Below are 25,175 nucleotides of genomic sequence, written 5' to 3'. Positions count from 1 at the left end.
ACATTTGCTCTCTAAAATACTTCTCAGCTATTTTTTATATTTCTTTAATGAAATTCTGTATCGCCACCATCATCGTAATCATAATACTCTTCTGTCTGCGATTCCTCTTCATCTGTACTTGTTCCACCCATCTCTGTAGGATTATAACCTGTAGAACTTGAAGAAACACCTGTCTGGCTGACAATACTACTGTCTATTTCTTCAACAGTTGAAGTTGGCTGATAATTTTCTTCTCCATAAAGGAATTCATGCAATGCTGTTACATTCTGGCTTAACCCCTGCGGTAAAACATAACTTGTATTATCTATTGTTCCTGTTGTAAGTTCTGATGGGAATCCTTCACTTCCACTCAATGAAAAATCAAAAATGATTGGTAACATTCCTACTATCTGATCAAAATCAAAACTTGTAGAAATTATCTTTTCTTTCTTTGTATTTCCATCTAAAACAGTGTTTATCATCTGCTGAAGTTCACTTACACTTGCTTTTTTAGCTCTGTCTACTAATTTCATAATAACAGAACGCTGACGTGCAGCTCTTCCAAAGTCATCCCTTATGGCTTTACCAGTGTCCGGATCATAAAATGTTGCCTTACGGATTCTACAATATGTAGTGGCCTGAATACCATTCAGCTTTATGTTCTTTCCACTTTTGGCTATAGGCTTTGCATATTCTCCTGTAGTACTGATTGTACTCTTCATATGATGATTAAGCTGATTAACCTCATCATCTGTAAGATTAACTTTAATTCCACCAAGAGTATCTATTATCTTTGCTACACCAGCAAAATTAACAGTAACGTAATCTGTAAGCTGTAAATCCAAATTTTTATTTAAAGTATTAATAGCTCCTTCAGCACCACCAACTGAATATGCTGAATTTACTTTGAAATATTTATATGTTCCATCGCTATTATATATTCTCAAAAATGTATCTCTATAAATAGACACCATCTTTACTTCACCTGTAGTATTGTGAACACTTACAATTACCATTGAATCACTGTTTGTACCCTCATCAAACTGACTTGTTCGTGAATCAATTCCAAATAAAATAAAATTAGTATATTCTTCAGAATAATTGTATTGAAGATTATTTGTTTCTACTTGATTCTTGTTAAAATCACCATCAAATACACTTTTATCATAAGATTTGCTTCCGAACAATTTTATTATATTTTGTCCTACCGGTGTTTTTGTAAGTCCTTCAACAATTGCTCCTTTTACAGCTGGCACAAACATTACCGTGCCCATTAAAATAACACATACTGCAAACAGTACTTCAAAAAATATCAGGACCTTCTTTAATCTTGATAAAGACCTTAACTTCTGCTGCTTTGTTTTATTTTTTGAACTCATTTGTATTCTCCAATATTATACTCCCTTATATCCATTAGGGTTTTTCTTTTGCCAATTCCATGTATCTTCACACATTTCCTTGATTCCATATTCTGCTTCCCAGCCTAACTCTTCTTTTGCAAGGGATGCATTTGCATAACATTCTGCAATATCTCCAGGTCTTCTTTCTGTTATTTCGTAAGGAATCTGTTTTCCACAGGCCTTGCTGAAGTTCTCAATAACATCTAATACACTATATCCGATTCCTGTTCCTAAATTATATGCCTTAACACCTATATCAGGACATTTTTCTAATTTCTGAATTGCCTTTACATGTCCCTTTGCCAAATCAACTACATGAATATAATCTCTTACGCCCGTACCATCTTTTGTAGGATAATCATTGCCAAATACGTTTACCTTTGGAAGCTGACCTGTTGCCACCTTTGCAATGTATGGCATAAGGTTGTTTGGAATTCCGTTAGGATCTTCTCCAATTTCTCCACTCTTATGTGCTCCAATTGGATTGAAATATCTTAATAAAAGAATGTTCCATTCTTTGTCAGCAACATAGAAATCTCTAAAGATTTCTTCCTGCATAAGTTTTGTTCTTCCGTATGGATTTGTTGCTGAAAGTGGGAAATCTTCAGTAATAGGTACTGTAGCCGGGTCACCGTATACTGTAGCTGATGAACTGAATACAATATTCTTTACCCCTTTGTTTCTCATCACATCGCACATATCTAATGTACCTGAAATATTATTTCTGTAATATTCTAATGGTTTTGCAACAGATTCTCCTACTGCCTTTAATCCTGCAAAATGAATTACTGCAAAAATCTTATTTTCATCTAAAATCTTACCTACTAATTCTTTGTCAGCAATATCTCCTTCATAAAATTTCAGGCTTTTTCCTGTAATCTTCTGAACTCTTCTTAAGGATTCTTCTGATGAGTTAGACAAATTATCTAAAACAACTACATCATATCCTGAATTTAATAATTCAACACATGTATGACTTCCAATAAATCCTGCTCCTCCGGTTACTAATATAGTACTCATAATCAAGTCCTCCATTTACTTCTTCGTAACTTTTACCTTTACAGACACTTTGTTCTTTAATGTTGTATTATTAGGTACCGTCAAAGAAACATCAACTGTTTTATTTGAATTAATACCTTTTAAATTTACAACTGCTTTAATATCATCTGGTGTAACTTTATCAAGTTCAGACTTAAGCCCTGTAAGCGATACACTAATTGAGTCACTGGAAATTTCTGCAATATATCCGCTTTCAATATTCTGTAATGATATGTCACTTTTGTTTATTTGAAATTTTTTTGTTTCCAACTTTTCAACTTTAACTGTTATTGTTGCAATAGCATTTGCCGAATCTGACACACTTACACCATCCGGTAAATACTTATTAAGATTTACTTCGACGTTAACCGTATCTTTTGCTCCATCAACAGAGATATCCTCTTTCGGAACTTTGATTGATTCTAGTGAATCTATCAGACTGTGCTTACCAACAAGCGTAACTTTTTGTGGTTCAAATTCTACCCCTGTAACTTCATATCCCTTTGCCGGTTTACCACTATATTCAACATCTACAGGAATTGTATTTCCCTTTAATACTTCAATACTTACTTTTGTCTTATTATAGTTCTTAGTTACATTAGTGTTTTTAATTGTATTTCCATTTTCATCATATAATTTAATTTTATATTTTTCTTCAAAACTCTGGCTTGCATTAGAAACATCTACGATAACTTTTGCTTTGTCAATCTTATGCTGTACTGATTCCGGTGCCGTTACAATAATATTATTTCTTGAGTTGCTATACCCTCCTAAATAATATCCCTTTGCAAGTTCTCCTGTAATTTCTACTTCCACAGGATACTGCTCGTCCACTAAATCTTCAACATCTACTGAAACTGCTTTTACTGACTGATTAACAATTGAAATCTTATTTTCTACATTTTTCTTATTAGCTGAAACTTCTACCTGAACTGAATTGGCAACTGAAATTTCATCTAATGGTGCAACAGCCGTAAAATCATCTGAACTCAACTCTGAAATTACGGATCTCTTTCCGGTTATAGTAACATTTAATGTTAATCTCTGGTCAACTTTATATACTTTATTCTGGTCTGTAATGGCTTCCTCATCTGTCAAATTTATTGGGATTCCATATATTGTTATTGTTTTAGTCGGGTCACTTAAGTTTACAACGGCAAGCCATATAAGTGCCGCGATAAAAACAGCCGCAATTTTTAACATAATATTATTTGTTATTGATTCTCTCAGTTTTTTCGTCACTGACTTCATTGCGCCTCCACCCTTTCTTCTTTTTGCTCTTTACTTCTTCCTTCGCCTGAACTTTTTTAAGTTCATTTTTCAAAGTTGCTGCATCTGCATATCGAATAAGTTTTCCATCTCTTGCAATAGAAATACTTCCTGTTTCTTCAGATACAATTACAACAACACTGTCAGATACTTCACTGATACCAACTCCGGCTCTGTGTCTTGTACCTAAATCTTTACTCAAAGATGTGCTGTTTGACAAAGGCAGATAACAAGTAGCTGCTGTGATTTTATCACCATCAATAATTACTGCTCCATCATGAAGCGGAGTATTCTTTTCAAATATATTAATGAACAACTGTCTGCTTATATCTGCATCAAGTCTTATTCCTGTTTCCTCGTATTCAGTCAAATCCTGCTCTTTTGCAATTACAATTAAGGCTCCTGTTTTTACTTTAGCAAGGTCGACTGTAGCTCTCACAATTTCTTCAATTGATCTGTCACTAAATCTATCACCGCCTGTATTACTTCCAAATTTAAAATATCTGGAAATGACATTTTTCTTACCTAATTCCTCTAATGCCTTTCTAAGTTCAGGCTGGAAAATGATTATAATTGCTATAATTCCAACACTTAACGTCTTATCTGCTATCCATAATATGGTCGTAAGGTTAAACAGTACTGCCGCAAACATAAACAGTACAATAACTATAATTCCCTTAAACAAAGTCCATGCCCTGCTTCTTTGGAACCATATCATAATGTAATATACAAGAACAGCAATAATAAATATTTCCACAATATCACTTGCATAAATCTTAGGCATTGTCAAATATTTGTCAGAAAAAATTCCTAAATATTCTTTTAATATGCTCATTTTATCACTCCTCTCTCATTACATTAACGTACAAATGTTAATTTTTATTGCTCTTTTTCTTAATTTTATTTTTATTGTGTTGTCTTTGGGCATTAATACGTTTTACATTCATCTCCGGTTCCGCAACATTAAGCTTAGGAACTGCTTTTACGTAATAATAATACTCATCATCTTCAAACTGTGTATGTTCAACTCTTGTATAATCCACAGAAAATACAAAGAATTGTAAAATAACTGCGATTACCAATGACAAGGCTGTTCCTATAACAAGCCATAATATTGAAACTTTTGTGTTTAATATTAAACTTCCTACAAGTAACGCTACAAATTCAACTGTTCCACCTATTAATATTGCTTTCATCCAAGCGTGGTCAATTGACTTTCTTCTAATCTCATAAACAATTAATAATACTATAGCAAAAACAACAACAGTTAATATCATTTCTTTATTTCCTGTTATCATAGAAACTACTGTTCCGATTCCTGCTGTAGAAGCTTTATCGGACGATATATTACTTATCGCTGTTTCATTTGTTTCAACTACATTTAAAATATAATAAACTATTGTTCCAAATGATACTGATACTATTGATGCAGGCGAACACATTAATCCTGCCACAATAGGTATGACATATGGAACTCTCAGGTAGAATGCTATAGGTATAAGTAATATAAATATCCCATCTCTTGATGAAAATCTAAAAAATAATAAGAACATTATTATCATTAATACCAATACTACCGCTGCAATTTCTAACGTCAAAGCATACAAATTAACAATCACCATACCTGAAAATACAACTACAATTAATGACCATGGTACAAATGAAAGTACTATTGCTGCCACTAACAACATAAGCCGGTTATCTAGTATCTCTAAATATCCTATATGACTATTTATAAGAGTAAAGGCAACAAATGTAACTAAGAACTTAATAACAGGTCTTACCAAAGCTCCATGTTCATTATAAAAATTTACTATCTTATCCTTTAAAACTAAAAAACCTGTCACTATTCCTCACCTCTCTCTTCCATGCTATTTATAATAGCGTCATATTCTTCTTCCTGAATCTTATGTAATACTTTTAATTCTCCATTATATTTATTAAGATTCTCTCTAATGGCAGAAAATTTCTTTGAATAATAAATATATGTAAATATCATATATACAACCGTAATTAAAATATAAAACATTACAATTAAAATCACTACTGCCATAAATGAATTCGTTGTCTTTAATCTTCCAATAAATGCATCAGCACTAAACATAAGCCATAAAGCCAACATCAGTGCATAGGCAATCGTTACGGCAACAAATGATTTAATCATCTTAATTGCCAAATAGTCGCTTCTATAATATTTACTATATTTTATCTCTGATTTAGCATTCTTCTGTTCATATAATGCTAATTTTGTCATTATGCTTATTTTTTCATTATTTAACATATAACTCTCCTAAATTTGAGTAATAATATCCACGATAAAATCGCCTACAATTATATCATAGTGACAAAATTATAACAACCTTCCTGTCATAGAGAATTTATGTTGAGAATCTGTATATTGTTACATTTTCTCCTTCCCTTAGACAAAAAGGTTGTTATTTCATCATTTATCTTCTTCTGTTGTCTCACTAATTATATATCTTGGTCTTGCCTTAACTTCCATATATATCTTTCCTATATATTCGCCAAGAATTCCCACACTTATAAGCTGTACACCGCCTAAAAAACATATTATGCTTGTCATACTTGCCCATCCTGCAACGCCATTACCTATGAAATGTACAATCAACGTCCATATTACTCCAATAAAACTTATTATTGAAACGAACATTCCAAGCGACGTTATTAATCTGATTGGCTTAATTGAAAGACTTGTTATTCCATCAATCGCTAATGCCAACATCTTTGATAACGGATAATGACTGTCTCCTGCAATTCTTTCATTTCTTTCATAAAATACACTTGTACTTTTAAACCCTACTAATGGGAACATTCCTCTTAAGAAAATATTTACCTCTTTAAAATTCTTAAATTCTTTAAGAACTCTATTCGATACAAGTCTGTAATCAGCATGATTGTATACAGTTTCTACGCCCATCCATTTAAGGAACTTATAAAATCCCTGTGCAGTTGCTCTCTTAAATACTGTATCTGTATCTCTCTTACTTCTGACACCATATACAATCTCACAACCATTCTGATATTCTTCTATCATTTCATTCATTGCATTTATATCATCCTGTCCATCGCAGTCAATTGATATAATCATATCGCACTTATCAATAGAATACATCATTCCAGCCAATACTGCATTCTGATGGCCCCTGTTTCTGCTCTGGCAAATTCCCTGATAATGCTCATCTTCCTTTGATAATTGCTTTATTATGTCCCAAGTCTTATCTTTACTTCCATCATTTACAAATAACACTCTGCTTTTATCATCAATATATCCAATCTTAATAAGTTCATATATTTTATCTAAAAAAAGTTTACTTGTAATTGGTAAAACCTCTTCCTCGTTATAACACGGTATTACTATGTTTAATATTGGTTTATTCATTATATCTTCTCCTAAATATACATTGTCCCTTCATTAGGTTATCGGCTATTAAAATATACCACATTATTCCATTATGAACAACGATTAGTCTGTTGGTATTTTCCATATTTCATATATATTTGGCAAACCAATTTTTGTGCTTCTAAAAGTCATGTCATCATATTTTGTATCTTTAGATTTGATTACTACCGTATCGATTGGATTACCTGCAAACGCCACACTTCCTATTTCTTTAACACTTTTAGGTAAGACCACAACATTTAATTTCATTTGGGCAAAAGCATGTGATCCTATTTTTTCTGTTCCTTCTTTTATTTCTAAATTACTAACTCCGGTTCCGCAAAAAGCTCCATCTTCTATTTCTTTTACGTATGACGGAATAATTATACTTTGTGAAAAACTGCTACATCTCCAAAAAGTATATAGAGGAACATACCCCAAATTATAAATAAACTCAATATTGTTTACTTTTTTCAAATTTGAATCCTCAATAAAAACGCTATCTTCCATCTTTCTTAATCCATTTGGTAAAGTTACTTCTTTTAACTGATGCAATTTCCCAAATGCACTTTTCCCTATTATTTCTACTCCATTACCTATATTTACTGATGTTATATATTGATTAACCTTTGTTTTCTCATCTAATATTCTAAAACAGTTCTTTTCTATTTTTTTCACTACTTTTCCTTCAATAAATTCAGGAATATTTACTTTAGAATTATCACATTTGTACTTAACAAGACTTACATATTCATCTCCATTTTCGTTGCAGATAATATATTTATACTGTCTTTTCATAGGTATTTTATTTTTTACCGTAACCTTTATTGTATTATATTTTTTATACTTTCCCTGCCTTTTAACGTAAATCGTTATGTAAGTACTTCCTTTTTTCTTTCCCTTTATAATCACGTTTTCACTACTTTTTGTTGCACTAACAATTTTTTTATTTTCTGTAACAATCTTATAACTTTTCTTTTTATCTAATATAGAGCCTTCAAATCTCATATTTCCTTTTTCTATTGTATATTCTTTATCATATTTAGTACCTGTTCCTGCATTTATAGGAATACACGGAACCATCATACATAAAAACAACATTATAAAAAATCTTTTTTTCATTGTCGTTTCCTCCTCTGTTATCTTTTAATTTACTTTATATCCTGTAACTTTCCAAATTTGTATCCCATGTCTTCCCATTTTTCTAGTAATTCATCTAATATTTCTCCATTCGTTGATGATGTGTTATGGAGAAGAACAATTGCTCCGGGATGTACTCTTGTCAATAGTTTACTAAATGCTTCTTCCTTATTAGGCTGTGCATCCGTATTCCAATCTACATATGCAAGACTCCAGAAAAATGTTTTATATCCTAATTTCTGTGCCATTTTCAAATTATCAAAACTCAATTTTCCCTGAGGAGCCCTATAAAATTTAGTCATCTCTTTTCCTGTTATTTCTTTAAATTTATCAGACACCATTGAAAGTTCTTTTCCAAATTGTTCTTCTGACATTCCTATAACATTCGGATGATTAAATGTATGATTACCTACAGTATGCCCTTCTTTTACCATTTGTTTTATCAAATCTTCATTTTCATTTATAAAATGCCCTACCACAAAAAATGTTGCTGGTGCTTTATGTTTTTTCAATGCTTTTAATATTGCCGGCGTATTTCCGTTTTCATATCCGCAATCAAATGTTAAATATAATGTTCTTTCATCACTCTGTGCCATATAATAAGCATCATATTCTTTTAGAGTGTCTACTGACTCTGTTCCTGTCGGTTTTGTTCCTTCAGCACCAAATCCTAATCCCCAATCGCCTGCATTTGCTACAGTTACGCTTTTCTTTGATATAATTCTGTCTTTTACCACCCCTATTCCTACACCAACAAAAAATGCTTCTGTAAATATAATTGCTACCGCTACACACTTAATAAATTTTTTCATAGTCAAATACCATTTTGCCATTATGATTATTTCGTACATTATATGCATTTAACCTTCTCACAATTGGCAAAAATCCTATGCACAATCTTTTATAAATTATACATAGGATTTTGTATTTTTATCACTATTTTTATTTGTAAATAACTTTTACATTTTTATCAAAAGCTGTAGTGCCAACACGTATATCACCTGACTTTATGGTTACATTTTTTAATTTACAGTTCTGAAATGCCAATTCACCTATAATTTTCATGGATTCAGGAATTTCTATCTTTGTTACATCAGAAAATGAAAATGCTCCCTGATCAATTATTTCTACGCCTTCCTCTAATATTACTTTTTTAACCCCTGCTCCATCAAACGCATATCTGCCTATTGTTTTTACATTTCCCGGAATAATTAATGGCTTATCGAGATCTAATGCTGATGAAAACATTCTTTCAGGAATTATTCCAAATTTAAATATAACGTTAAAATTTAATTTTTTTAATTGACCACATTCCTTGAAACTTAGACCATCTAACGTTTCTAAAGTCTTTGGCAATCTGATTTCTTTTACATTTTCCATCAACCTTACTACGCACTGTACATATGTAATTCCGTCCTCAATATATAATTTTTCAATATCTTCCGGTACACTTATTCCACTAAATTTGTCTTTTGATTTCCTATCTGTAAGAAATACTGAATCATCTAATTTTTTTACAGGTATTCCATTAATATAAGCCGGAATTGTAACATCTGTCTCACATCCAATATATCTTAAATCACTTATATAATCTGCCCCTGTCTCATCAGTTTTCACTGTATAAGTAAATTTATCATCTATCGGTATTTTTTTCTTTATTGTAACCTTACACTTTTTCAGAATGATTTTTCTTCCTTGTTTATCAGTTTTATATTTTGTGATTACCACAGTTCCTGTTTTTTTGCCCTTTACCAACCCATACTTGTTGACTGTTGCTATTTTAGGATTGCTGCTTTCCAGTTTATTTTTTTTACTATAAACAGTATAAAATCCGTATTGTTTTAAGCTTGCTCTGTTTCCCTTACCTATAACGATTTTATCTTTAACCCATACATAACTCTGTATGTTTTTCACTTTCTTTGCTGCGTATGTATTACCTGAATATAAAATAATTAAGCTTAACATTATTAAAGTATATGTTATTATTTTCCTCGTTTTTTTCATAACAACCTCCTTAATCCGGTATGCTTCTTGCAATTAATGGTGTTCCATTTGCAAATATGTATAGTTTTGCAGTTGCTCATTTTTATCAAATATTCTTTTATAGTTTTATTAGGAGTTTTTGTTAAGAATTATAATTAGATGTTTTTCACTCCCCTTTAAAACCAGTATTCAAATTTTTATATAATATATACTAGTTACATTTTCATATTAACATTTCATATTATTTGTGTCAATTAAGCATTGTATATTTTGTATATTTTAATACTCTTTATATTTGAATTTTTGTTTAATCCATACTAATCTGTATTAAAAAAAAACATCTACACAATATTCTTTTTTTAATAATAAATATTTGTGCAGATGCTTTTTTATTAAACTATTCTATTTATTTTTGTTTTAAAATTTGTTTTTCACTTAAATATATGCATATTTTATTAAACATTGCATAAACAAAACAATCTATTACAAAACTGCATATATTTAATATGACATCATCTGTATCAACCGAACGATAATTTATTCCAATAGCATTATTTAACCTTTTTCAAATACTCTTTCAGTATTTCATATGACTTTTTCAGTCTTGTGTGATAACTACTTTGTTGTTTTTCTTCAAATGGAATTGATTTTAATTCTATATTATCACCTGTTTTTCCAATACCTATATTTATTTCTTGTACATCTGTAAAATTAATGCTTCCTTCATTATAGAAATCGCCGATTACAGTTCCTTGTGTGCTGTTCATTACATTTAACAGATACCATGGAATTCTAAATTCCATTACATTATCTGATGTGTAATAGTCTGCAGTGTTATCAAATTTGTCACTGTCAGGGTCCGTAATTCCTGCTTTCAATAGTCCACTCTCATAAAATTGAGGTTCGATTGTTTTATTGTCATCAGGCAAATACATTTCGTTACTTGTAAACATTTGGATACGGACATATTCACCTGAATTTTTTACTGAATAATCATTGTCAAAATCAAACACGCCTTTACTGTAACCGTAAATATAATGAAAAGTACTGTAATACGAATCTGCAAGAAGTCTTGTTTCACCATTTTCGTCTATTTCTAATACAAAGTCTGTATTTTTGTCAAATGCAATATTTCTTGTATTATCTTTCTGACTTCCTACACCCAATGTTGAGATAGGAACATATATTTTTCCATCCGTTTTGCTTTTTAACTGCACAGCCAAATACAAATAACCTTCATCATATTTTGAATATAATTTGTACTCATCAGAGTCTATAATATTTTCACTATCTGACCATTCATCTAATTTTCCATCTATTTTACATATCTGATTTTCTCCCGGTTCTACTGCCACAATTCCATAGCCCTGCTCTGCCGACATAACATTTGGTGTGCGGCATTCAGGGTTTTCAGGTGCATATTTCACTGTGTTCCATGTTTGCTTAAACCATTCTTCCTGCCATGAAAAAATCATACTTCCGGCATAACCTGATTTATAAATTGAAGTCAATAGATTAGTCAGATATTCTCCCTGCTGCTTTTCTGTAAGTCCGCCCTGATTGTATCCTACTACACTTTCATGAGCAACTCCTCTTGAGGTTGGAAGCCCCACTTCAGCTACCATAACAGGTACTGTATATTCTTTTTTCAAATCAATCAAATAAGCTTCATACGGATTACTTTGTCCATTTGAATCTTTATAATCAACATATTCTTTTTGATGATTCATAAATTCCGGATAATACGGATATATGTCAAGCGCTGCAAATAAACCTGCTTTATATGATTCATTTGACTTAATATTTTCAGTGTTAACCGATACGCTGTCTTCTTCCTCAAACGGCTCATTGCTATGTTTTAGTGTATCTGTTGTCTGCCAGTTAAGAAACGCTACAGGTATCTGCATTTTATAGCTTTGTGTTTCGTAACTTATAAGTTTGTCTCCCATTTCACATAGAAAACTTTCAAATGGTGTAGCATCATTTGTATTTTCCAAATACTCTCCAAAATACGCTTTCCTATCCGTGTGGGAATTTGTATTCTGAACAAATTCTGCCGGCCATTCAAGTCCTAAAATATATCCTGCAACATATTTTGATATATCATTATGATATACTGCATTTTTAATATTTCCATACGAAGTATAATCACTATTTCCATGTATTATATCTATTGTTTCAGTTATATTTCTCTCAAAAGCATCTGCTACTATGTTATCAGCATCCAGTGCATCTGCCACATCGTACAGATAATCTTCATTAAACCATATTCCCTGAATAAGATATAACGGGCTTTCTGCTTTTTTGTTGTAATCGTAAAATGCCTGATAAAAATCCGGATTCATTATTGTAAATACTTTCACTGTATTTGCATTCATTTCACTTATCTGTTCAAACCATTCCATATAAGTTTCATAACTTACATCCGGATTGTTTAAATTAGTAGTAGCCAGAGTTAGTCCCATATTTACACCCTTAAGAATCACTCTGTTCCATTTCTTATTATCATTGTGATAAAAATAGTCTCCCTGCGCTACAAACTCTATGTTGTTGCCGTTCGTGTCAACATTTTCAATTGCTGTTTCTTTATCAGGGACTATATTTTTCTCACTTTTATTATCATTTTTTGAGCAGGAAACCGTAACTGTCATCATTGCAAATATCAACATTATTGATACTATTTTTTTCATTCAAATACCATATAATCAATATAACTTTAATTATATTTCCTTTCTTACTTATATACTTAACACCTAGTCATTATATTTTTTCAAATTTTTCTGAAGCACATAGTATGCCGGTTTTAATCGTTCGTGGAAAGTTGGTGTTGTCCATGACTGATAATCATAAGTTCCTGTCAATTCTATGTTGCCTGATTTTCCAAGTCCTACTGTTATGCCATTCAAATCTGTTGGTGTAATACTTTGTGCCGTATAAAAATCATCCATTATTTTCTTTGATGAAGGGTCCATGACATTTAATAACTGCCACGGAATTTTTATCTCTAATTTTCCATCTTTATAAATAAAATCTGCTAACGACTGGTAATCATCTGATGTAGGATTTGCATTGCCATAGGTAAACTTTCCTGTTTCAAATGATTTAAATCCTACTTTTTCTTTCGTTGTTGGAATTTCTAATTCATATCCATAACACATATTCATCGGAATAAATTTTCCTGTATTTTTCTGTTGCAAATCATCAGTAACATCAATCATTCCATATTGCACTCCATACTGATATGTGAATGCATCATAATACTGATCACAAACAATTCTGCTGTTATCTTTCCCATTAATTGAAATCACGAAATCAGCCTGCTTATCAAATGTAATACCTGCATCAGCATAACTATCATTTCCCTGATTATTTTTTATATCTATCGGTATATATAATGTATCTGAATTGAAATTGTAATCCGATGTATCCACCATAAAATATACATACTTTTCATCACTCTTCATATACAATTTCCCTAAGCTGTTTTCAACTATAGGAGTATCATTACCCCATTCTGATACATCACCATCAACATAACTTATGCAGTTATCTGTTCCCGGGTCAAATGTCATTAAACCAAAGCACTGTTCTGTTGTCTGAGGATTTGACCAGAAAGGTCTTTCATCTGCAATGTCAAAATTAACATTATTCCAAGTTCTTTTAAACCATTCATCCTGCCATGTAAACACCAGACCTCCGGCATAATTACATTTGTAAATAGAGTCAAATAAATCTATTAAAATATCACCCTGTTTTGTTTCATCTATTTGTCCCTGATTATATCCCATAACACTTTCATGCCCCATGCCTCTTGAAGTAGGCACACCAAATTCAGCAACTAAAATAGGCATCGAATGTACAGATTTTAAATCTTTTAAATAAGCTTCATAAGTATTTACTTTTCCACTGTCATCGCGGTATGCCAAATAATCTCTCTGATAATTCAAAGAATCCGGATAATATGGATAAATATGATATGAAAGATACATTTTAGATAAAAATGTGTTCTTATATTTTACATTTTCAAAATTTACTGTTACTGAATCTTCATCCGGATGTGGCTCATCTTCATGAGTAAGAGGGTCAGTTGTAACCCAGTTTGAAAAAGCTACAGGTGCCTGCCATTTATACTCTTTTGTTTCTCTTTCAATTACTTTATCTCCAACCTCACAAAGAAATGCTTCAAATGTTGAGGCTCCCTGTGTGTACAAATAATCTCCGTCATAGTTTATGTTATCCGGATTTGAAACATTTGTATTTTCGACTAATTTAGGGTCCCATTCTATACCAATAAGCCATCCTGCAAGCCATCTTGAAACATCAGCAGTATATGTACCTGCAGCATATCCTGAACGTTCAGGCAACGTGATATTTCCATGAATTATATCCACCATATTTAACGCATCTTTTGTAAATTCTGTTTTTATTTTTTCATTTTCCGCATAAACATCACCATAGGTTTCAATATCTTCTTCGTCCATCCATACACCCTGAATCAGATATAACGGATCATCATTATCAATATTGTAATCATATAATGCTCTGTAAAAATCAGGACTAAGTGCTGTATAAACACGTATTACATTTGCATTCATCTCTTTTATATATTTAAACCATCTTAAATACGTGTCATATGATATTGTCAAATCTCCCGGAAAAAGTCCCGGTTCAGTAGCACCTATATTTACTCCTGTAATAAATATCTTTTTCCATTCATTATCTTCGTAATGATAAAAATAATCTCCCTGTGTTCTAAAGCTATAGTTTATATTATTTTCACTTGCACATTCAAAATCTAATTTATCCTGTGTATTGTCACTTTTTTCAAATGAAAATCTGTTAATTCCTATCACCTGCAGCCAGCCCATTTGCACCATAAAAGCCAGTACAAGCAATGTTGAAATAACGGAAATTATTACTTTTTTCATATGCCATCCTTTCCATTAATCCCCTACTGTTTTACGCTTTATTGAACCCCATCTGTTTTTAAGCTTTTTATATTTAATCATTCCTTCTACTCTGAAAATTGTAATAGCCTGACGGTATCCGAAATTTTCCAAAATACCATAAAGTGCAAGCTGTACGCATTGTTTTGCTGACATTACGCCTCTTTTTGTGTACTGTTCCAATATAAGTCCGCCAAAAGAAATCATAATTCCAAGCATTGATGCCATGAGAAAATACATTACAAAGAAGAATATGTTAAGTTCTCCCATGATAAGTGAAAATGGAATAATAAAATATCCAAAAACTTCTACCACAGCACCTAACAATTCAAAAAGCCAATTATATGGCACTGCCATCATTCCTATCCATTTATATTTAGGATTAAAAATTAATTTCTTGTAATGAAGTAATGTATCCATAAGACCAACCTGCCAACGTCTTCTCTGCGTTCTTACGTCATTTAAGCTCATCGGTCCCTGTGTCCAGCAAATTGCCTGTTCCACAAATTTGACTTTATATTTAATCTTGTTTCTTAGCATATATTCGTGAATTCTGACTACAATCTCCATATCTTCACCAATTGTATCTGTCTTATATCCACCCACATCTATTACAACCTGTTTTTTGAACACACCAAATGCCCCTGAAACAATAAGCATTGAATTTGTCACTCCCCAGCTTGTTCTTCCTGCTAAAAATGATCTGAAATATTCTACAGTCTGAAATCTTTCTATTGCTTTTTCAGGCAAATTGTAAGATTCAAATATTCCATCTTTGATTACACCACCATTTGCAATTCTTACAAGTCCTCCGGCTACTACTGTTGTAGTATCCTTAATAAATTCATTTCCAAGCCTCAACAAAGAATCTCTCTCTAATCTTGAATCTGCATCAAGGCAGGCAAATAGCGGATATGATGACGCATTTATACCTGCATTTAAGGCATCTGATTTTCCACCATTTTCCTTATCAACGTAAATCAGATTTGGATATTCCACATTGTAATAAACATTTCTGACCTTTGCTGTTTCAAGCGGTCTCATATGCGCACTTTCTATTGGGTAAAGTTTAAAAGCTTCAATCATTTTATCATGGGTTTTATCCTTTGAACCGTCATTTACGACTATTAGTTCAAATTCAGGATAATTAAGTTTCATCAGAGATTTTACATTTTGTACAATGTTATCTTCTTCATTATATGCCGGAATAATTAGAGATATCGGAAGCAGATTCTCGGAATCTTTATATTCCATAAAGTCTGATGATTTACCTATCTTTACATCTTCCCTGATTTTTATAAATGAAATAATTATCTGTAAAATATAAATACAGGAAAGAAGAATTGTATACCCCATACAGAAATAGTTAAAAAACAAAATAAAATTTCTTATTATGTTCAATTCTTTTCCTCCATGTTAAGTACCTTATACAGTGAATATTTCACTGCTTCACTTGCGTATCTGTCGTATCCCTTTATTACACTTTCAATGTGTTCAAGAGAATAATCCATTTTAATTAAAGACTCAGCAGCTGTCTGTCGAACCCACCATTGTTCATCCTGAGTTGCCTGTTTAACTGCTTCTATAGCCTCATCAGTATTAAGATTGCCTAATGCCTTTACGGCAAATTCCCTAACTACCCAGTTTTGGTCTTTTGACAATCTTATTAAAGTTAAAATATGTTCTTTTTCAGCGCAAAAGCACATTGCTTTCGTCGCCGCAATTTTTATATTTATATCAGTGTCATTTGTACACTCAAGTACATATGGCACCAATTCTTTAATCTTATATTTTCCTATACTTTTTATAACTGTTGCTTTTAAATACGCATCTCCCTTTTCAATCAAATCCTTTGATATTTCATACAAATCACCTGTATATCTGTCAATAACTTCATTAATTACTCTGTATGAATATTTATAATCATCCTGAAAACCTAATATAAATTCTTCAACTCCCTCTTTATCTCCTAATGCTGCAAGTGAATTACCTGCTGCATATCTTAACTGTCTGTTTCGACTCTTAAGCAATTCTCTTATTCCTTCTATGTCATTTGCTGCCCCTAAAGCTGCTAATCTTTGGCATGCATAACATTTTTTTACTACATCATTTTCTTTAATCATATTTTCGTAGTAAGTTATAGGGTTTACTTTTTCTATTATTTTCCCGATTATTTTTTTGTCTTTTTCGCTCATTTCTTCATACTTTTCAAGACTTTCCATAAAAATGTCTGTAAGTATCTCCATATAGCTATCATCTTTATCTACAAGATTTACTAATTCATTTATTTCGCATTCCCAAGCGGATTGAGTTGGTGCACATATTATCGCCTCGAGAATTCTTCTGCATCTTGCTTCTTTTTTATTTAATTTTGCTTTGCTTTCTTCTTGATTGTCTGCAAGTAAATACAACCATAGAAGTTCTGCACATATTAGTAATATGCTTAAGAAAAATATCATTACTAAGAATAGTTCAAAGCGCATATTCACACCTCCTTTTTTCTTAATGCCCTACACTACACTTTCACTTGTTGGGCCCTGTTTAGTTTATCTCTAGGACGCTTTCGCTGCTTGTCCCTCGTAACGGTTCTGAAACTCCAACGCATAGTTTTTGCAAAACTATGCACTGTCGTTTTGAACCGACGGGGACAAATGCCCTATCGATAAACTAAACAGGTTTCACAAGCTGTAAAGTGTCTGAGTGATAAACTAAACAGATTCCTCTAGCGGTGAAGTGTCTAACAATAAACCGGACAGATGTCCCTAGCGATTAATCGCCTGAGTTGTAAGCTTTACAGGTTTCTCTAATTTTCTACGCAGTTCTATGAATGCGTATCCTGCCTGCTTTTAACCATAGCCTGGTTTTATTAAACTACATCATCCATGCTTATACTCATAACACAATCCTATAAAGCTCTATTTTGCTTGACGCTATCTACCCAACAAAATTCTATAAAACCTTATTCCGCTTGACGCTATCTACCCAACAAAATTCTATAAAACCTTATTTTGCTTGACGCTATCTATCCAACAAAATTCTATAAACCTTATTCCGCTTGACGCTATCTACCCAACAAAATTCTATAAAACCTTATTCCGCTTGACGCTGGTATAGACATAATTAAAATAAAGGGCATTTGGCGCCGTCGGTACAAAACGACAGCGCATAGTTTGGCTTAATAGTCAAACTATGTGATGGAGTTTCAGTACCGCTACGAGCGACAAGCAGCGAAAGCGGTCTTTATTTTAATTATGTCGTATATAGCGACAAGCAGCGAAAGCAATCTTTATTTTAATTATGTCGTATATGGCGACAAGCAGCGAAAGCGACCTTTATTTTAATTATGTCGTATATAGCGACAAGCAACGAAAGCGACCTTTATTTTAATTATGTCATATACAACGGCAAGTAGCGAAAAGGTTAATTATAGCTTTTGAGGTAAGCTTGGATTGTTCCAAATGAACCTTTTCGCTCAACCGTATAATCCACCTTTTTCCAAGTTTCATACTTATAAGTCTTATATCCAACTGCATCCTTTGAAAGTGGGAAAATATATTCTGTATCTCCACTCTCTCTATTTCCAACAAATAAAGACGGAATAAATCCATTTGTGATTGTTGTCTTATATTGAATTCCATCAAACGGTGTTTTCTGTTCAATTACAACCCTTTGTGATGGATCAGTTACATTTAATGCTGTCCATGGAATTCTAATTCTAACATTTGTACTTCCTATGAAAAATTGTGATGTACTTGTTGAGAAGTTGCCATATGTCAAGTCCATTACCTTTGTCCATTTTCCATCATAACTTTCTGTAGAAGATACTGTCTCCTGCCCTCTTGCATATGATGAGCATACATATAATGCTGCATCTTTCGCACTGGTAATTTTTATTATATATTCCATTCCTGATAAACTATTTGCAAAATATCCTTTATTATAAAAATATTCTCCGTTGTTTCTTTCGTAAGTATCTAATCCTATAATAAGTTCATTTGCTGTATAATCTATTTCTTTTTCTAACGCAACCGTCACATATAAATATTCAGGATTTACGCTTAACTGCATTTTTCTCATTACTTCGAAGTCTTTTAACTCAAGACCGACATCTTCTTTTTCTTCTGCTTTCACTGCAAGAATTCCTGTTGTCTGTGCAGGATCTCCCAAATCATGCCAAAGTGGGTTATTTGTCAACGGTACAATTGATGCCTTTGCTTCATCTGAAACTGCTGACCATGAATCATTTAAATCAGAAATTATTCCTCCCATGCATCCATTAGTAAGAATTGCATCCAACATTCTGACAATTATTTCTCCCTGCTGTGTTTCATCCAATCCTGAATAAATGCCATTTGTCGCATATATATTTGCATTTGTAGAAATTCCAAATCCGTCTATCATAAGTCCATATGGTGAAACTTTTTCTTTCACGTATTCAACGTAGCTTCCATAATTAAAATTACCCTGAGAATCAGTGAATCCGACAAATTTATTAAGGTTATTATTTAAAATATTATCTGTCACATTTAACTTGGTTGAAACATAATAATACTGCTCTACATCCTGATTTAACTGTAAACTGCTTAATTTGACAACTCCATTGTAATTGTCTTCATTCCAAAACGCACTTTCAAGATTTTCAACATTTACATGCATTCCAACCGGAACTAATCCGCCATAGTTTTCACTACATTTTTTATAAATATAGTCCAGACGTTTTGCATATAAACTTCCTATTCCTTCCATTGATGAAACATAATTTCCATCGTATGTTTCACCCTGATTGCTTAATGTCTGCAATTCTTCACCTGATGGCGATATATCTAAAACATATGACAAAAGATACTCTGACACATCATGTCGGTATTTTAAAATATCTTCCTGCCCTTCATCAGTTGAATCATTCTTGGTTTCACCATTTCCGTGAATTGAACTCATAATTGTGTCGATTGTTTTTTGCCATTCTTCCTGTGTATCTGCTACCATACCTTTTATAGTCTGAATAAGATATAATTTATCATCGCTGTTCTGGTTAATTTCAAATAAAGCCCTGTAAAATTCAGGTGGTGCAAGTTCATATACTCTAACGGTATTTACTCCCATTTCCACTGCCTGCTCTAACAGTTCTTTGTAGTATCCGTAATTTCTTGTTGCATTAGCACTTCCCGGTTCATCAAGATTTACATTTACCGCTTTTAAATTAAGGTTTTCATAATCATCATTTTTCTTAATCTGAAATTTGTTTTCATTTACACGGACTGTAAGCTGTTTTTCATTTTCAGACTGTTTTTCATTTTTCTCATCTAATCCCTTATAAGTATCTTTCAAAATTTTCTTCATTAATGGATTGTAAAATTTCCAATAAAATTGGTTAATGTCTCCTTCTTTATCAAATGATAAAGCTTTGAAAAATTTGTCTGCTGCTAGAAATCTATATATTCTGCTATCACTTGTACAGTCATTAAAATCTCCTGCAAAATAGTAAGTGTCACCGCTGTTATTACTTCTTTTTCTTATTATTGCCGCAAATTTATTTGTAGATGAAATTTTCTTTATCTTTTCCATTCCTGTTGCATTTACATTAATTTTAAAATTTGCAATAGTATCCGTTCCATTTTCTGCTTCAACTAACTCAAACCAATTGTAAAAATTGCTTTTTTTAGAGCCTGAAAATTCTTTTTTAAATTCATCACTTATACTTATGCTTACTAAATTTTTGCTTTTAAAATCTGTCTTTTCTTCTAAAACAATTATTCCGCCTTCTGATGATGCAAGTATAAGCCCCGGACCTGAGAACTGCCATTTCACACCATACTGATTTTCATATGTAGACGGTGCCCATTTAGGCACATCTGAAAAATCATTTAAATCAACAACATATCTTCCGCTCCATGATGTTGTTGTAAATCCAAACATTGATTTGATTTCATTGCATACGGTTTCGTCTGTTGTTGAGCCTAAAAGTTCGGTTTCAGCTACAACCGTTCCGCCTGTACTATAAGTAAGGGAAACTATGTTCATATCCTTCGATGAAAGCCCTGAATATTTATTGTCATATAATTCAGAACCATAAACATCAGCCAAATATAGAAAATCCGGCACTTTATCAAAGTCAGCTAGCTGATTTTCTCCTGTGTATTCCCCATTTTTATTTATCTGTGGTCCAAAATAATCCTTTTTATAGTTATATTTTTTTCCATTTGATTTAACATATTTTTGTTGATTTAAAAGCCAGAAAAATCCACTATGTTTTCTATAATACCTGTCAGTCTGATTTACTCCCTGTCCATCTGTCGCAGGAACAGTAGTATCCAAAACAGCTATGTTCATTTTCTTAGCCGGCTTTACAATCCATCCTATAAAAGAAATAGCCAAAACCAACAAAATTATTAATGGTATTATAAGTAATAACTTTTTCTTACCTTTTGTCTTTTTCATTTTATCCCTTTCAATTCAAAACCATACTGCTTATACCTGTAGATTTAAAGCTATGTTATCATTATCTTTGGTAATTTAGATTTGCATTATTCCCATATAATTTTTATACGGTTTTCGTATGTTTTTTCATACACTTTAATTGCTATTTATACTTTTCTCTTGCAGTCTTTGATGCCTCAACTGCTTCATCAAATACTTTATCGAATACTTTAACTATTGCCGGGTCAAATTCAATTCCCGATTTTTCTAATATATATTCTCTAACCTTTTGCGGTGGCCATGCTTTTTTATAAGTTCTTTTTTCCATTAACGCATCAAATACATCTGCCACTTTTACAATTCTTGCATACAAATGAATATTTTCGCCTGAAAGCCCTAAATATCCTGTTCCATCATAATTTTCATGATGTTGATATGCTATTACTGCTGCGGCTTCCATAAAGTCACCACTGTTTTTTGACAAAATGTTATATCCATATACAACATGTTTTTTCATTATTTCATACTCTTTATCAGTCAATGGTTTATCTCCATTTAATATATCATTTGGAATTGCTATCTTTCCAATATCGTGAGCGATAGCCGCCATAGAAATAATACGTGTTTCTTCTTCTGACAATCCTAATGCTTTACAAATAACTTTTGTTACTGCACTTACAGAATATAAATGTACTTTATTTTGCTTTCCTCTGAATTCTACCATTTCAGCTAATGATATAATGGCATCTTCCTGTACAGTTTTTATTCTGCTTTTTAAATTGTAATTTGAAAAAGCAATTTCCATTATGTGATGTATCATCATTGCCGTACTTTGGAATGTTTCTGATAATCCATCTTTATAATTTTCTATATGAAAAATAATCTGAACCTGATCAATTCTTACAAATATTAAGTCCATGTATGTCTGTGCAAACTTTACTTTCGATTTTTCTGTTCCATCATACATTGACATTATTTTTTCATAATCGCACCCCTCTATTCCACCCTGATTAAATACTTCTTCAAAAGTTCCATCTTCACGACGGACTGCTGCACAGGAAGGAATAACTATTTTTTCATTTGTTTCATCATCTGTAACAACATTTGATGCTGCTAATTCATTTCTCTTTATCACATCCGTAAAAATCTGACATGTATAGCTTGCAAACTGTTTATCTGTAAGGGCATCAGCAACATCTGATAAAATTGTTGCCATTCTCTGTATACTTACAGCACTTTCAAGTTGTTGGTTGGCTCGCTCTTTAATAAGTATTGTGTGATTTACTGATTGTTTAAATAAAACAATGTACATTGCTATTTCATATATGGCAATACCTGTTACTACTACAGTTCGGCTTAACCCATTTGAACCTGCAGTAAGTGAAATTAAATTATAGATATTTACTAAAGAAATATAAACAAATGCAATTCCTACCAGACTCATATATGGAGTTTTATTTTCGATTAAATTTGCTACCTCAATTATAAACAGACATATTAGTACACATATTGCCATCGAAAAAATAACTGCCACAATAAGGAGTACTGTTCTGTTTTCTATAAGCAAAAGCCCCAAGCTGATTACAAATACTCCTATGATAAACATGTTCTGCCATAGTTTAAATTTATAATTAATGCTACAAAGACTGCATACTAACATAGATGTTGCAAAATATATTGTTAATATTAATTGCAAACTAAAGAACACACTATCAGATATAAGAGTGCCACCTAAACTTAACTGATAGAGCATAAGATATAGTGCTCCCATAAATAATGTCAGACTTAACAGTAATACTTTTATTATATTTTTATCTTTTATTGAAATGGCAATTGTCATAATTACAAATATAATTGCCAATATTAATATTCCAAATGTGAATGCTATTCCAAGTCCACTTGCATTTGAAAGTAATTCTGTACCATTTGTACTTTTTACTAATCTAAATTGAAAACCTATTGGAGAATAAATATAAATTTCCATTGTTCTTGAAACTGCAGAAGATGCTAATTCCACTTTGTTACAACGGTTTCCAACTACATTTTCTTTATCATATCCATTGTCATAAATCTTCTTGCCATCAACAAGAACTTTAGACGGTGCATAATTTGTATAATACGTATAGTATTGCTGATTGCTCTGTGCAGGTATGTCTACTTTAATGCATACATAATCCTGCCCTTTTCCTATCTTTTGTATTTTATTTTCATCTGTCGCCTGTTTCCATACCGCATCTTCTCTTTTCAAATCATTATCCGATGTACCCCATAGAAACTGAACTTCATTTATTTCATTTGCCATACTAAAGTTAGGATACACTACTTTGCTTACTATTGTATGCATCATTAAAGTTATTAAAAATAACGCTATTGATACTCCTGCAACTGTTATTATCGAATGTATTCTTTTCTCTGACATTTCTTCTGAAAACTGCAAAGAAACAACCCCCTTTTTTTCAGAGGTTGTTTCTCTTTTATTTTCCTGATTCTCTATTTTTAAATCTTCTGACTTATTTTCTTCAACCTGTTCTTTAGACTTCTTAAAAATCTTCATAGAGACGTCCTTTCTGTATTAAAATCCCTGAGTATTTTCTTTTAGTATTTCTCTTAATCCGTTTCTACGTGCCTTTTGTGCTTCGCTATTAGTTTCTATTACCGTAGAATCTATATGTTTTACCGCTTCATGCACAATTTTATCCTCTCCCTGAAGAATATCAAGGATTCCTTTAAGACTTTGCTGTAAAGCCACAATGTCTCGTTCATAAGATTCAATCTTATCCTTTAATTGTTTATTTTCTAACAGTAAATTATCTCTTTCACGCTCTATAACCAATTTTTCTTTAAGGATTTCCTGCATTTCATTTTTTGAAGCATCGCCTTTTATCAGTTTAGATTCTTCTTCAATCTTTTTAATCAATAAATCAATATCTTTATTCATTTTAACTTCTCACTAACTAATGCAAACTTTTTATATAATATAAATCCCCTTCTTTAGCTACATTAATAGTTGCTTCACTCTTAACCTTTGAGCGTACCTCATCTTCATAGTATACCACATTTATTGTAAGATTGTCTCCATTATCAGTTACTGTATAATCATATGTTATCTGCTGCGAATAATTAGGAACCCACATTTCAAATTTCTGTTCCGCCTTATTATAAATGTCGCTTTCTTCCAAATTAAGGCCCTCAACATTAAACTGGCTTTTAAGCACCGCTTCAATATCTTTTTTTGATGCATCTCTATACTCAAGTTCATCACTTGCAGGTACATCTAATAAGCTATTATAGTACAAATGACACAAACCATATTGTGCTAATTTGTTTACGGATACCGTACTTATGTCATCAAATTCATTTATAGCAAATATATATCTTAATTCATAACAGCATTTTATTATTGTTTCTTCCATAAAAGTATTGCTGCTATCATTTGCCTTAGTAGACTCCTCTACCGTAGTTGTAACCTGCACATCTTCAAATTCTTTTTTATCATCTTTATTTATTATCACCAGCACTATTGCCATTGCAATTATGATAACTATTAAAGAAGCTCCTAATATTAATTCTTTCTTTTTTTTCACTTCTATATCCCTTTAACGC

18 protein-coding genes are annotated in these 25,175 nt (G+C 31.9%); all 18 read right to left on the bottom strand.

Going from position 1 to position 25,175, the window contains the following annotated elements; genetic code table 11:
• Nucleotides 1-44: 44 nt before the first annotated feature.
• Nucleotides 45-1,358 (bottom strand): LCP family protein, encoded by a 1,314-nt coding sequence (locus tag CCC31_RS01640; protein WP_117908650.1) that lies wholly within the window; start codon nucleotides 1,356-1,358, stop codon nucleotides 45-47.
• A gap of 15 nt (nucleotides 1,359-1,373) precedes the next feature.
• On the bottom strand, nucleotides 1,374-2,399 hold the full coding sequence (gene galE / locus CCC31_RS01635; RefSeq protein ID WP_022089684.1) for a UDP-glucose 4-epimerase GalE: 1,026 nt from the start codon (nucleotides 2,397-2,399) through the stop codon (nucleotides 1,374-1,376).
• Nucleotides 2,400-2,414: 15 nt separating this feature from the next.
• Nucleotides 2,415-3,668 (bottom strand): CdaR family protein, encoded by a 1,254-nt coding sequence (locus tag CCC31_RS01630; protein ID WP_022089683.1) that lies wholly within the window; start codon nucleotides 3,666-3,668, stop codon nucleotides 2,415-2,417.
• A complete protein-coding gene (gene cdaA / locus CCC31_RS01625; RefSeq protein ID WP_117908648.1) occupies nucleotides 3,625-4,521 on the bottom strand; it encodes a diadenylate cyclase CdaA in 897 nt (298 codons plus the stop codon). The genes CCC31_RS01630 and cdaA overlap by 44 nt, the downstream gene beginning before the upstream one ends.
• 37 nt (nucleotides 4,522-4,558) lie before the next feature.
• Nucleotides 4,559-5,533 carry a hypothetical protein gene (locus CCC31_RS01620; protein WP_290849122.1) on the bottom strand — a complete coding sequence of 325 codons (975 nt, stop codon included), beginning with the start codon at nucleotides 5,531-5,533 and terminating at the stop codon, nucleotides 4,559-4,561.
• Nucleotides 5,533-5,967, bottom strand: coding sequence for a hypothetical protein (locus tag CCC31_RS01615; protein ID WP_022089680.1), 435 nt, complete (start codon nucleotides 5,965-5,967; stop codon nucleotides 5,533-5,535). The genes CCC31_RS01620 and CCC31_RS01615 overlap by 1 nt, the downstream gene beginning before the upstream one ends.
• Before the next feature lie 162 nt (nucleotides 5,968-6,129).
• On the bottom strand, nucleotides 6,130-7,086 hold the full coding sequence (locus tag CCC31_RS01610; RefSeq protein WP_022089679.1) for a glycosyltransferase family 2 protein: 957 nt from the start codon (nucleotides 7,084-7,086) through the stop codon (nucleotides 6,130-6,132).
• An 84-nt stretch (nucleotides 7,087-7,170) separates the two neighbouring features.
• On the bottom strand, nucleotides 7,171-8,208 hold the full coding sequence (locus CCC31_RS01605; RefSeq protein ID WP_117908644.1) for a leucine-rich repeat domain-containing protein: 1,038 nt from the start codon (nucleotides 8,206-8,208) through the stop codon (nucleotides 7,171-7,173).
• 29 nt (nucleotides 8,209-8,237) lie between these two features.
• A complete protein-coding gene (locus tag CCC31_RS01600; protein WP_363347243.1) occupies nucleotides 8,238-9,077 on the bottom strand; it encodes a polysaccharide deacetylase family protein in 840 nt (279 codons plus the stop codon).
• Nucleotides 9,078-9,168: 91 nt separating this feature from the next.
• Nucleotides 9,169-10,230 (bottom strand): leucine-rich repeat domain-containing protein, encoded by a 1,062-nt coding sequence (locus CCC31_RS01595; RefSeq protein ID WP_290849117.1) that lies wholly within the window; start codon nucleotides 10,228-10,230, stop codon nucleotides 9,169-9,171.
• 530 nt (nucleotides 10,231-10,760) lie between these two features.
• Nucleotides 10,761-12,899 (bottom strand): family 2 glycosyl transferase, encoded by a 2,139-nt coding sequence (locus CCC31_RS01590; RefSeq protein WP_117908640.1) that lies wholly within the window; start codon nucleotides 12,897-12,899, stop codon nucleotides 10,761-10,763.
• A gap of 63 nt (nucleotides 12,900-12,962) precedes the next feature.
• Nucleotides 12,963-15,137 carry a family 2 glycosyl transferase gene (locus CCC31_RS01585; protein ID WP_290849115.1) on the bottom strand — a complete coding sequence of 725 codons (2,175 nt, stop codon included), beginning with the start codon at nucleotides 15,135-15,137 and terminating at the stop codon, nucleotides 12,963-12,965.
• Nucleotides 15,138-15,152: 15 nt separating this feature from the next.
• On the bottom strand, nucleotides 15,153-16,556 hold the full coding sequence (locus tag CCC31_RS01580) for a glycosyltransferase family 2 protein (RefSeq protein WP_022089673.1): 1,404 nt from the start codon (nucleotides 16,554-16,556) through the stop codon (nucleotides 15,153-15,155).
• The gene (locus CCC31_RS01575; RefSeq protein WP_117908636.1) at nucleotides 16,553-17,638 is read right to left on the bottom strand and encodes a HEAT repeat domain-containing protein; all 1,086 of its coding nucleotides are present in this window, start codon (nucleotides 17,636-17,638) and stop codon (nucleotides 16,553-16,555) included. The genes CCC31_RS01580 and CCC31_RS01575 overlap by 4 nt, the downstream gene beginning before the upstream one ends.
• A gap of 937 nt (nucleotides 17,639-18,575) precedes the next feature.
• A complete protein-coding gene (locus CCC31_RS01570) occupies nucleotides 18,576-21,593 on the bottom strand; it encodes a hypothetical protein (protein ID WP_290849114.1) in 3,018 nt (1,005 codons plus the stop codon).
• Between the two features lie 142 nt (nucleotides 21,594-21,735).
• Nucleotides 21,736-24,126, bottom strand: a complete 2,391-nt coding sequence (locus CCC31_RS01565) for an HD-GYP domain-containing protein (protein ID WP_290849112.1) — start codon at nucleotides 24,124-24,126, stop codon at nucleotides 21,736-21,738.
• Between the two features lie 18 nt (nucleotides 24,127-24,144).
• Entirely contained in the window at nucleotides 24,145-24,510 is a 366-nt protein-coding gene (locus CCC31_RS01560) for a hypothetical protein (RefSeq protein WP_117908631.1), read from the bottom strand.
• A gap of 16 nt (nucleotides 24,511-24,526) precedes the next feature.
• Nucleotides 24,527-25,156, bottom strand: a complete 630-nt coding sequence (locus CCC31_RS01555) for a hypothetical protein (RefSeq protein ID WP_118565390.1) — start codon at nucleotides 25,154-25,156, stop codon at nucleotides 24,527-24,529.
• Nucleotides 25,157-25,175 lie beyond the last annotated feature (19 nt).

The sequence above is a fragment of the Eubacterium sp. LMAG:50 genome, from assembly GCF_008680265.1.
Lineage (GTDB): Bacteria > Bacillota > Clostridia > Lachnospirales > Lachnospiraceae > Eubacterium_U > Eubacterium_U album.
The sequence above is the reverse complement of the archived record's forward strand: the minus strand, read 5'-3'. Positions and strand labels throughout refer to the sequence as shown.